Below are 10689 nucleotides of genomic sequence, written 5' to 3'. Positions count from 1 at the left end.
TCGTGTACGGACGCCACGTCGCCGGTCAGCCTGATCCGTGCGAAGGAGTGCAGGGCCACGGCGACCGGCAGCCGGGAGACGGTCGAGTGCGCCCGGACGAACCGTCGCAGCGCGCCGGACGACAGGGCGTCCAGATCCTCGACGGGTTTGGAATCGGGAGGGATGAGCTTGAGCGCGAGCTTCTGTACGCCCGTGCCGAGTCGTACGGTGCCGAAGTCGTCGTCGTGGGAGCGCCGTTCCCACAGGCGCGGACCCATGGCGATCCACCACAGGGAGTCGGGGGCCGGGGCGCCCCATTCAAGAGCCCCCCGCTGCTGCGCGGCCGCCCGTCGTACCCTCTTGCGGATCTGGGCGAGGTAGCGGAAGTAGTCGCGGCGCAGGCTGTTCAGCCGCTGCCTGCGTTCCCCGGCCTGGCGGCTTATCTGCCCCACCGACATGCCCACCATGGAGACGGCGAACAGGCCGCTCGCCACGTACATGATCGGGTTGGAGTTCCCCCCGGCGGTGAACATCAGACCCATCGCGGCGCCACCGGCCACCATCGGCAGGTAGGTGAGGATCGCGGTGAAACCCTGTGACTCGACCTCGGGAATCTCCGGCGGAGACTCAAGCAGGATCTCGCCCCGAGGTGGCTTGGGCGGGGGACGGCGTTCGGGACGTCGTATGACGACGATGCTCACCCTGAGTCACCCTCCTGGTCGTTCGCCGGGCGGTCGGTCACGGATACTCGGCTAAGGCTGCCGTGCATGATCCATTCTCGCCCGCTACGGTATCCGGGATATCTGTGATGTTCGCAATGTCGGTGGTGGGACGGAGGACAAAGGTGAGTTCACTTGCTCAACCGCCTGCTCCGGGATTGACGCCGCAGACCGCGCCGGCCCGGGTCGCCGCTCCGCTACCCGCACTGTGTCACGTCACGGTGGTGGCCCCCAGGGGGAAGGCGGATCTGGCGCTACCGGCAGACCTTCCGCTACCGCACATCCTGCCCGGCCTGCTGCAGGCGCTGGGCGAGCCGGGAGGCGACTCCGCGACGGCTCCCGGATGGGCGCTCCAGCGGCTCGGCGGCCCCCCGCTCGACATCGGTCAGAGCCTGGGTGCTCTGGGGGTGCTCGACGGTGAGGTGCTCTATCTGCGCCCCCGCGACTCCGTGCTCCCTCCGGCCCTGTTCGACGACGTGGCCGACGTGGTCGCCACGAGGGTGAAGGACGGCCCGGGCAAGTGGGCCCCGGAGCACACCCGCCTGGTGGGCCTGGGGCTCGCGGTGGCACTCCTGATCGCCGGAGCCCTGTCCCTGATGCTGGCGGGGCCACCGTGGACGGTTCCCGCCGTGCTCTGCGGGGTGTTCGCGGTTCTCCTGATCGCCGCGGGCGCCGTGCTGTCCCGGGCGATGGGCGACTCCGCGGCGGGCGCGCTGATCGGATACGCGGCCCTGCCCTACGGCTTTCTCGCGGGGCTCCTCGCGCCGCTGGCCCTCGGAGGTCTGAGTGGCCTGGGCGCGCCGCACCTGCTGTCGGCGTTCGCCGTCACCGTGCTCGTCGCGACCCTCGGCCTCGTCGCGGTCGCCGACGGCGTGCCCGGATTCCTCGGCTCCGCCGTGGCCTCGGCGGTCGGCGCGGTGGGGGCCGTCGTCGTGATGCTGTCCGGAGCCCCCGCACAGGGAGTCGCCGCGCTGACCGCCACGGTCGTGCTTGCGTTCGGCCCGCTGATCTCGACCCTGTCGTTCCGGCTCGCCGGGATGCCGATGCCCTCGATGCCCACCAACGCCGAGGAGTTGCGGAGCGACAACCACCAGGTCGACGGCCCGGCCGTCCAGGAGCGCGCCGGCCAGGCACGGCACTACGCGACCGGATTCGTGGTAGCGACCGCCCTGGTGGGGCTGGTGGCCCAGATCTATCTCGCGCTGGACTCCCGCTGGACCGCCACGGCCACCACGCTCTCCCTGTCGCTGGTCCTGTTCATGCGGGCCCGCGTCTTCCAGGGGCTTGGCCAGCGACTCTGGCTGACGATCACCGGCATTGCCGGAATCGTCCTGTTCGCGACGTCACAGGCCGTCGCCGGGGGCGGGCTCACGGCGGTCGGCGTGGCGACGGGGTTGTTCTGGATCGCCGCGATCCCGGTGGGCATCGGCCTGGCGCTGCCGCGTGGGAAACCGTCCCCGTTCTGGGGCAGGGCCGGGGACATCGTGGAGACCCTGCTGATCGTCGCACTGTTCCCGCTCGCCCTCGGCGTGCTGGACGTCTACTCCTGGGTACGTGGCCTGGCCGGCTGAGCTACTGTCCGTAAGGCATGGGCTTGTCCTGCTTGGGGGCGATCCAGTCGAAGCCACGGGTGCCCCTCAGCATCGCGTTGTCGTCGGCGTAACCGCGGAAGGTCGGGTAGCGCGTCACGTCGATCGTCGCCTGCTTGAACTCGATGGCGGCCGCGTCGGTCGGCGCGAAGTTGTCCAGGTAGAGGTCTCTGCGCCAGAGGTTGAAGAGGGTGTATCCCACGGCGCCGAGGTAGCTGGTCATCACTCCGGCCCAGGCGAGCAGGACCTTGTCGGAGGCGGCCGCCAGCAGGCGCAGGTAGAGCCGGGCCTGGGGGGCGGCAGGGGTGAACGTGAGCGCCACCGTGGCCAAGGTCGCCGTGAGCATCGCCGCGGAGAAGGCGGTGACGGTCCAGATGAAGTTGCGGTAGGCGCTGCCGACCTCGTCCATACAGCCGGCGACGTCGTTGAAGACTCCGCGCAGTGCCTCGGTCTTCTCCAGGAAGGTCGCGAGGACCTCCTCCACCCCCCGTTCGTCCTCCGCCTTCCAGACCGTTCTCAGCTGGTCGTTGATATTGGGGATGAGCCGTTTCGGGCCGCCGTCGAGTTCACGCGCGAGCGCGTGCCAGTTGTTGACGGTCCGGATGATCGCGGCATGGTCCGCCTGCAGCGCCTCTACGGCGCCGAACGCGAGCAGGGGGACTCCGGTCAGGAGCTGCACCCGCCTCAGGTTGGAGAGTGCCTGCTCCATCGCGTGCGGCGCGCCCGCGTGCTTCGCCATCATGATCTGCCTTCGTGGTTTCCCGGCCTTCCCGTTGTCTCCCGGTCAGACGTATCGGACGGTGCCCGCGTCCTCGGCCGCGCGCCAGTTGGTGGCGGCGACGCGCATCCCGCCCTGCAGCCGCTCGACGGCCTCTATCGCGTCCCGAAGGAACTGGGCCGACTCCTCCTGAACCTTTCGGTAGGAGGGGGCGATCATCAGGCTGCCCATCATCCCGAGGTCGGAGTCGCTGAGGATCGTGTCGTGCAGCTTCTGCAGATGATCTTTGAAATGGTCGATGAGGTCAGGTTCCAGACGCTCCGCGACTCGCAGGATGCCCGTTGAGGTGACGTACCTGTCCTGGTTGTCCTGGGCGCCACCGGGGGAGGGGGCCGCCGTGGACACCGCGCTGGACACCGCGCCGGGCATCGTGCTGGGCATCGTGCTGGGCGATGACGGCCGCCATACGGCCGGATGAGGGCCGGCGGTGCTCGGTGAGGGAGTGGACATGTGATCTCCCTATCACCGGGTTCGCCACTCCTGCCACGCGTCAAACGGCGTTCATCCAGGTGGGAGGCGTCTGTTCATGCGACGTTCGGGGTGATGACATCTGCCGCTGGAGGTGGGTTCACCGGCCCTCGATCGACTGCGAATCCTGATTTACATGTGATCTTCAAGGGGGGGCTGTGGTCTTCGAGTTCGACCCGGTGGGAGCCGGGCCCGAGGAGTTCGACAAGATGAGCGGTCAGGCGGACCGGGTCGTGCGGGACCTGGCCGGAGCCGTCGAGGAGATCGGTGCGGTGCGGGGGGAGGGGGAGTCCGCCGACGGTCTGGTACGGGCGACGGTGGACGGCGGCGGGATGATCCAGGGAATCCGGCTGGACGCGCGGGCGATGAGGCTGGGGAGTGAGGGCCTCGCCGAGGCGCTGACGGATGTCGTACGGGCCGCGCAGGAGGACGCCCGGCGGAGGACCGAGAGCCTGTTGCGCTCCGCGCTCGGTGGGGAGACCCCGCCGGTGATCGACGTTGGACGGACGCTGCGGCGGTTCGAGGAGGTCCAGGAGTCCTTCGCACGCTCCATGGACGGGAGTTTCGCGGAACTGGACAGGCTCCGGCGTCGATCGTCGTGATCCCGGCCGTATTGCCACCCCGCGGGAAGGGCGGCTAGGTTGCCCGGAAAGTGACCGCCTGTTACTCGTGGGGTAAGTGGCGCCCGGGGAGGGGACCCTCGATGAGGGAATTCGGGGAATTCGCGAACATCGATGTCGACAGGTTTCTGAACGGTGTGGAGTCGCAGATCGCACGCACGGGGAGACTGCGGGAGGACGTCGCCGGGCTGGTGGGGCGTGCCCAGGACGAGGACGAGCTGGTCTCGGTGGAGTACACGACCGAGGGGCTACGCGCGCTCGACATCCATCCCAAGGCGATGCGGCTGAGCTCGTCCGAACTCGCGGAGAAGATAAAGGCGGCCCTCCAGGACGCCTCCCAGGATCTGCAGACGCGGGTGAACGCGGTGATGGGCGAGGTGTTCGGTGAGGAGATGAACCCGATGAGGTTCGTCGCCGATCCGGAGGGGGCGATGAGCCAGGTCAAGTCCGCCGAGGCCGCCTACAAGCGGACGTTCGAGGATGTGATGGGCGAGCTCGCCCGAATTCGCCGAGGACTTGAGTAGCGCCCCGGTCCGTCGCGGTCGGCCTTCGGATGTGGGCGGCCTGAGGTGCGATCCGGTCGCCGCGCCGATCACCTTGGGGTGCCCGCCCGGTCTACCCTCTCTGGCCTGCATGTTTTTCTTAATGTGACTAAAGTGTTATCTGAGCTTGATATGCATTCATGTTAGGTATGTTGCGCTAGATCGCTAACATGCCATTCGATGGTATTTGCGGCTATAGCTCTTTCTGTCCGCGTGTGCGGTGTTGTGGCCGTACGGTCCGTGGCAGACACGGCATCGTCGCGAAGAAGCAGGCTTATGTCACGGAGGTAGCCGGTGGCGGAGTTTTTTGGCGCGAGCGCGACACAGATCAGGAGAGCGTCCGAGCTCGTCGTTGACACCGCGCAGTACGTCGACGGTCTGCGCCGGGGCGTCGAGACCACGACTCAGGAGCTGACCGCCTCGGGCTGGCTCGGCCCGGCGTCCGCCAGGTTCGTCGGCGCGATGCGCAAGTGGGATGAGCAGATGATGATCGTGCGACGGGACCTGGAGTCGATCGCCAGGAAGATGGGTGACAACTCCATCACCTACAGCGCGGCGGACCAGGACGTTCAGTCAGGTATGAACAGGGTCGACTCCCTCATCAACACCAGCACGACGGCGTCCTGACCGTGGACGTCGGCGTGAAGTGAACCTGCTCGACCCACGACCAAGAACGGAGATCGATGTGTCTGATTCGGACTATACAAAGGTCAACTTCGTCCAGATGGAGCAGGCCCAGGAAGGGCTCCTCCGCGTCGTCACGGCCATGGACACCGCCACCGACCAGCTCATCACCAAGCTCCAGGAGGTGCTGGGCGACAGCTGGGCGGGTGACGCGGCGACCTACTTCGAGGATCACCGCAAGATCTGGGACGCGGCCGAGCAGGAGATGGGCCGCCAGTTGAACATCGCCGCGGTCGCCCTCGGCACCGCCAACGAGAACTACCGGGCGGCGGAGGCGAGGAACAAGGCCATCTGGAGCAGCGGCTGAGACGACCGGTACACGTCTCATATGGTCTCGGCCATCGATGCGTGACGCGATGGCCGAGACCGCTCGTCTTCTTCGAGAGGGAAACGTGAGCAGAGCCTCCGACGGCGGTGCTCCCGGCTGGCCCGGGCTGGACGGTGAGGCGGCACTCGAGTACGACACCACGCTGATGCGGAAGGTCGCAGACGAGCTGGAGCGGCATCTCGGCCCCCTCAAGGGTGAGGCCCACGCCGAGGGATACACGACGGGATCGCTGAAGAGCGTGCAGGTCAACGGTGGGCTGACCGAGCGGGAACTGGGGGCCTGGCCGGCGGCGAGCGCGTTCACCAGATCCGTCGGCATGGTGCCCGACCCCGGTGGGATCGTCTCCCTCGAACAGGGGAACGCGGCGCTGCGGTATGTCTACCAGCTGTTCGTGACCCGGTACGAGGAGGCCATCCAGGCGATCCGCGCGAACGCCGACGAGTACGACAGGGCCGATCCCCGCCGAGGAAACGGCTCGAACGCATAGGAGTGGAAGGTCGTCGTGGGCAGCGATTCAGGGAGCCGGCGGATACGCGCCACCGGCGCGGCGCCCGAGCAGGGCGAGGTCACCGCGTCCAGAGCCCAGATCGAGCAGTGGTTGCGGAACACCTCGCCCATGGTGGTCGACGACGCGGGGTTCGCCTACATGCACGCCGCGAGCACGATCGGCACCCTTCGTGACGCACTGCCGTCGAACGCGACGAGACTCAGCCAGTCGTGGCGCGGTGAGACGTCCGCCGAAGTGCAGAGAGCGCTGCAGATGCTGCACTCCACCGCCGAGGAACTGGTCTCCACGATGGAGAAGATGTCCGAGGTCCTCAGATGGTACGGCGGGGTCTATCTCCCCGAGGCCCGCCGGAAGATCGAGAACCTCGACAACCCCGGCGGGGCGGAGCGGACGCCCAATCCCGAACCCGGGCCCGCCCCGACGGCGACCCCGACAGCGACCCCGACCGCGTCCGGCGGGTCGACGCCATCGCCCCAGGAGCCCTCGGCCGGCGCGTCGCCGTCGGCCTCCGATATCGAGGACGGCACCTACGCGGCCCGCCAGGCGCTGCGCACGCTGAACGCGCAGATCCTCGAACTCAACCACAGGGTGCCCGAGGCGATCTTCTACGACCTGCCGACCGTGACGATACCGGAGGGCGGCCAGGTCTATCCCGACGTCGTCTACCCCGACGGCGACCCGTACCCGAACGGCCGCCCCGGGTCAGAGGGCGGGGGGCCGGGTGCCTGGACGGCGAGCGGCGGAGCGGGCGCGGAGTCCGGTGGCCGGTCTTCGGACTCCGCCGGCGGGAGCGGCGGGGGAGCGGGCGCTTCAGCGACCGGTGGCGGGAGCCGGGGTGGGTCGGTCTCGACCCCCGGCACGGAGGGTACCGGTCCGGGCGCCCCGGGCCCGGACGGTTCGGCCCCGGGTGGTCAAGATCCCGGCGGTCCCGGGACCGGCGGCCCGGGCTCGGACGGTCCCGGAGGGACGGGCGGGCAGGACCCGCCCACCGCGGACGGCACCGGCAGCGGCACCGATACGGGCACCGGAACCGGCCAGAACCCGCAGAACGACGGAACCGTCCCCGCGGTGATCGACGGAACGGACGGCACACCGGCCGGCGATCCCGGGAGCACCGAGGTGGCGAGCTTCATCCCGCAGACCCCGGCGACGGTTCCGGTGATCCAGCAGAGCCCGGTCGGCCCCGTCGGACCGGTGACGACCGTCGTTCCCCCCGCCACCTCCGTTCCTCCTGTACTGGGCACCCCGGGCGTGGGAGCGGGGGCGGGGGCGGCCGTGCCGCCCCCCAATGCCGCGACGGCGCGGGGAACGATGAACGGCATGCCGATGGTGCCGTTCATGGGCGGCGGGGCCGGGGGCGAGAGCGCCCAGGAGTCCGAGAGGTTCAGCCCACTGACGGAAGAGCAGGACGTCTGGGGCTCACGCCCCGACGTGACCTCCGCGCTCATCAGCGGATCCGCCGCGGACCACGGAAAGGCACGGCATGGCGATCGAACTTGACCCGGACTGGCCCGGCCTGACGATCAAGGACGACGGCAGCGGCGACGGCGGCCCCGAGGGGAAGCACGCCGAGATCGAGCGGATCGCGCGTGCGCTGGACGAGTCGCTGACGACGCTGACGACGCCCACGCAGCCGCCGGCGACATCGGTCGCCCAAGATCAGGGAGGCCCGCCCGCGTCGTTGCCCGGGCCGCCCCCCGGCGCCGGGTCGCTGCCCGACGTTCGGCTCCAGTGCGCGATCGGCTCCGCCCACATGGGGGAGTGGCTCACCGCGCAGCAGTTCGCCATGGCGACCTACACCGCCTACGCGACGCTCATCGGCGAGACGGAAGGGTCCGGCGGCCTCTACTCGTCGCTGGTCCAGCAGTACGACACGGTCGTCGAGGCGCTCATCGGCATCGCCAGGACCAACACCGCCGCCGAGCAAGCCAACATGGAGCCGGGCGACCGGCGCGACGTCTGACGAGGAGCCACCATGGCGGAAACGGGATCGACCTCGCCCAACCAGACCGTCATCAACATTCCCAAGGAGACGCTCTCGATCACGCTCTTCGAGAGCACCCTGGAGAAAATCAAGGGCTGGATCGACAGCACCAATCCGGATTCGGTACGCCGGGCCGGTGACTACTACCTCGCCGCCCAGACCCTGCTCGAGAACGCCGCGCGAGAGCTCAAGAGCAAGGCCGTGGAACTGGCCGACCACTACCGGGGGCCGGCGAGTGTGGAGACGCAGAAACAGCTGCAGTTTCTGCACGGGACCATCCGCGAGCTGGCCGACAAGATGGGGATGATGGGTCCGCCGCTGCACCAGTACGCGGACACCCTGGTCTGGGCCCAGCAGAACCTCGTCGTGAAGAGGGGGCAGGACTCGCGGTCGGACCACGACACCGACTGGGCGGACCACATCCCGTTCTACGGGATGTACCGGGTGGAGGACCGAGCCAGAGACCACTTCTACGAGGTCAACCAGAGGATCGCCGAGCACTACTCGCTGCTCCCCAGCCAGGTGCAGGAGGCGTTGCCCACCCCGACCCCGCTGGACATCCCCGACTTCAAGGACGGGGGTTTCACCCCCGGCCCGCCTCCCGGACTGCCTCCCGGCGGGCCGGTCGGCCAGGACTCGCCCTACGGTCCCGGCGGCACGGACCGGCCGTTCGACCCGGGGCGGGCGGAAGTAGGGCCGTACGACCTGATCTCCTCGGGGGTCGACACGAACGGTACCGGTGCCGGCGGGCCGGGGACGGATCGGTTCGGGCCGGACCAGGGCGTCTGGGGTCCGGGCCAGGTCCAGCCCTCCGGCCCGTCCGGCTCGAACGGCCAGTCCGTGCCGGGCGGGAACGGCTTGGATCTGTCTCCGCAGTCCTTGGACGGCGCCGAGGCTTCCCGCCAGGACCTGTCCGTACCGGCTGACGGAACCCGGCTCACCGGCCTGAACGACACGGCGCTGACCGGACCGGCGAACGCCTTGACGAACGGCCCGTCGTCGAACGGGGGGCCGGGCATCGGCACGCCGGGCGGGGCGGGAACGGGCGGGGCGGGGATCTGGGGCACGGGCGGCGCCGGAACCCTCTCCGGAGCCCGCGGAGGGATGAACGGCATGCCGATCTTGCCGCTCGGGGCGCCGCTTCATGGACAGGGGGGCGAGAGGGGGCAGGAGTACGAGAACACCACCGACCTCCTGGAGGATGACGAGGTCTGGGGCAGCGGCGGCCCCACCATACCCCCGCTGCTCACGTAGACGCGGTACCGGAGAGGGTGGAGATGGGCGAACTTGTTCCGGGAATGAGCTTCGGTCCGACGAGTCAGGAGATCGGCTACTCGGCCGACGATCTGGACGGACTCGGCAACGGGTTCGGCAGGGAGGCGCCGGGCCTGGAGTCACTGGGGAAGAGGACCGCTGCGATCGGCATCGGTTTTCCCGCGTTCGGCGTCGTCGGCATTGGGCTGCTGACGGCCACCGACCAGGCTCGCGACAGCGCCGTCCAGGCTCTCGAAGCGAGCGCGAAGGTGCTGAACTCCTGGAAGGCGGCTCTTGCCGCGATGGCCGGGGACATGAGGAAGCGGGAGAAGGAGAACGAGGAACTCTTCCAGGGCCCGGACTCTCCCGGACTCGGCACGCCGGAGCTCGGTGGCCTGGATCTGGGGGGCACGGGCCTTGATGACACGGGTCTGCCCGGTACGGGCCTTGACGACATGGGCCTTGATGACACGGGTCTTCCCGGTACGGGTCTGCCTGGCACGGGCCTTCCTGGCACGGGTGGCCTCGACCCGACCGCGCCCGGTGCGCGGACCCCGGACCTGGAGACGCCCGACCTCACGACGCCGGGCACGGACCTTCCCGATTCGAACATCCCCACGCCCGACATACCGGCGCCGAACACCGACCTGCCGCAGGTCCCCGACACGAACATCCCGGGCCTCGATTCCGGCGACGCGGCGAACACGCCGGCCACCCCGAACCTCGACCTGCCGGCCCCGGGGAAGACGGACCTGGCGGGTTACACCCCTCCCGACCTGACGGCGTCGCAGCCGAGGGTGCCGGAAGCCTCGACCTGGTCGGGCGAGTCCGGCCGTTCCGGCGGCGCCTCCCCCTCCGGAGCGGCGGCGGGCGGCGGGCAGTCCTCACTGGCCGGCGCGCGTGGGGCCGGGCTGAACGGCATGGCGGGAATGCCCTTCATGCCGATGGGCGGTGCCGGCGACCAGAAGAGGGAGATCGACAACCCGTTCTCGGGCCTGTCGGGGGACGAGGGGGACTGGGACGACGACGCCGACGTCGCTCCCGCCGTGCTCGGGCAGGAGCAGTGATCGACGAGGATCGGTCCCCCCTGCCCGGCGGCCCGACGGTCCGGCGGTCTGAAGGAAGGCGCTCGCCGTGAGCTCGCGGCTCGCATCCCGGGGCGGCACGCCACCGGCCTCCGGCCGCGGGGTCACGAGGTCACGAGGTCATGCCCCGGTGGCTCCCGTGTCGTGATGG

The 10689-nt window shown here is 69.5% G+C and carries 12 protein-coding genes and 1 pseudogene; 10 read left to right on the top strand and 3 right to left on the bottom strand.

All coding sequences use genetic code 11. From position 1 onward, the window contains the following. Nucleotides 1-680, bottom strand: a pseudogene (locus tag ABZ260_RS37025) (type VII secretion protein EccC); the annotation flags it as partial. Nucleotides 681-856: 176 nt separating this feature from the next. Between ABZ260_RS37025 and eccD the strand changes: the two are divergent. Then, entirely contained in the window at nt 857-2269 is a 1413-nt protein-coding gene (eccD, locus tag ABZ260_RS37020) for a type VII secretion integral membrane protein EccD (RefSeq protein WP_355626856.1), read from the top strand. 1 nt (nt 2270) lies between these two features. On the opposite strand, the gene ABZ260_RS37015 is transcribed toward eccD, so the two are convergent. After that, nucleotides 2271-3029 carry a hypothetical protein gene (locus tag ABZ260_RS37015; RefSeq protein WP_355555021.1) on the bottom strand — a complete coding sequence of 253 codons (759 nt, stop codon included), beginning with the start codon at nt 3027-3029 and terminating at the stop codon, nt 2271-2273. Nucleotides 3030-3071: 42 nt separating this feature from the next. Continuing rightward, nucleotides 3072-3515: a hypothetical protein gene (locus ABZ260_RS37010; RefSeq protein ID WP_355626854.1), complete on the bottom strand. Its 444-nt coding sequence runs from the start codon at nt 3513-3515 to the stop codon at nt 3072-3074. A 176-nt stretch (nt 3516-3691) separates the two neighbouring features. Between ABZ260_RS37010 and ABZ260_RS37005 the strand changes: the two genes are divergently transcribed. The 9 genes from ABZ260_RS37005 to ABZ260_RS36965 all read left to right on the top strand — a co-directional run bounded on the left by ABZ260_RS37005 (nt 3692) and on the right by ABZ260_RS36965 (nt 10520). Beyond that, entirely contained in the window at nt 3692-4135 is a 444-nt protein-coding gene (locus ABZ260_RS37005; protein WP_355626851.1) for a YbaB/EbfC family nucleoid-associated protein, read from the top strand. Between the two features lie 101 nt (nt 4136-4236). After that, nucleotides 4237-4677, top strand: a complete 441-nt coding sequence (locus tag ABZ260_RS37000) for a YbaB/EbfC family nucleoid-associated protein (RefSeq protein ID WP_355626849.1) — start codon at nt 4237-4239, stop codon at nt 4675-4677. 312 nt (nt 4678-4989) lie between these two features. Further along, complete coding sequence (locus ABZ260_RS36995; protein ID WP_355555029.1) at nt 4990-5322, top strand: WXG100 family type VII secretion target; 333 nt, start codon at nt 4990-4992, stop codon at nt 5320-5322. A 58-nt stretch (nt 5323-5380) separates the two neighbouring features. Further along, nucleotides 5381-5686: a WXG100 family type VII secretion target gene (locus tag ABZ260_RS36990; RefSeq protein WP_355555032.1), complete on the top strand. Its 306-nt coding sequence runs from the start codon at nt 5381-5383 to the stop codon at nt 5684-5686. A gap of 85 nt (nt 5687-5771) precedes the next feature. Continuing rightward, nucleotides 5772-6194 carry a hypothetical protein gene (locus tag ABZ260_RS36985; protein ID WP_355626847.1) on the top strand — a complete coding sequence of 141 codons (423 nt, stop codon included), beginning with the start codon at nt 5772-5774 and terminating at the stop codon, nt 6192-6194. 15 nt (nt 6195-6209) lie between these two features. Beyond that, nucleotides 6210-7715, top strand: coding sequence for a hypothetical protein (locus ABZ260_RS36980; protein WP_355626845.1), 1506 nt, complete (start codon nt 6210-6212; stop codon nt 7713-7715). Next, nucleotides 7699-8178: a hypothetical protein gene (locus ABZ260_RS36975; RefSeq protein WP_355626843.1), complete on the top strand. Its 480-nt coding sequence runs from the start codon at nt 7699-7701 to the stop codon at nt 8176-8178. Before ABZ260_RS36980 ends, ABZ260_RS36975 begins: the two co-directional genes overlap by 17 nt. 12 nt (nt 8179-8190) lie before the next feature. After that, entirely contained in the window at nt 8191-9453 is a 1263-nt protein-coding gene (locus tag ABZ260_RS36970; RefSeq protein WP_355626842.1) for a hypothetical protein, read from the top strand. A 23-nt stretch (nt 9454-9476) separates the two neighbouring features. Next, entirely contained in the window at nt 9477-10520 is a 1044-nt protein-coding gene (locus tag ABZ260_RS36965; protein ID WP_355626840.1) for a hypothetical protein, read from the top strand. Nucleotides 10521-10689: the final 169 nt, after the last annotated feature.

Origin of the sequence: Streptosporangium sp. NPDC006013 (assembly GCF_040614275.1) — a bacterium.
GTDB lineage: Bacteria > Actinomycetota > Actinomycetes > Streptosporangiales > Streptosporangiaceae > Streptosporangium.
The sequence above is the reverse complement of the archived record's forward strand: the minus strand, read 5'-3'. Positions and strand labels throughout refer to the sequence as shown.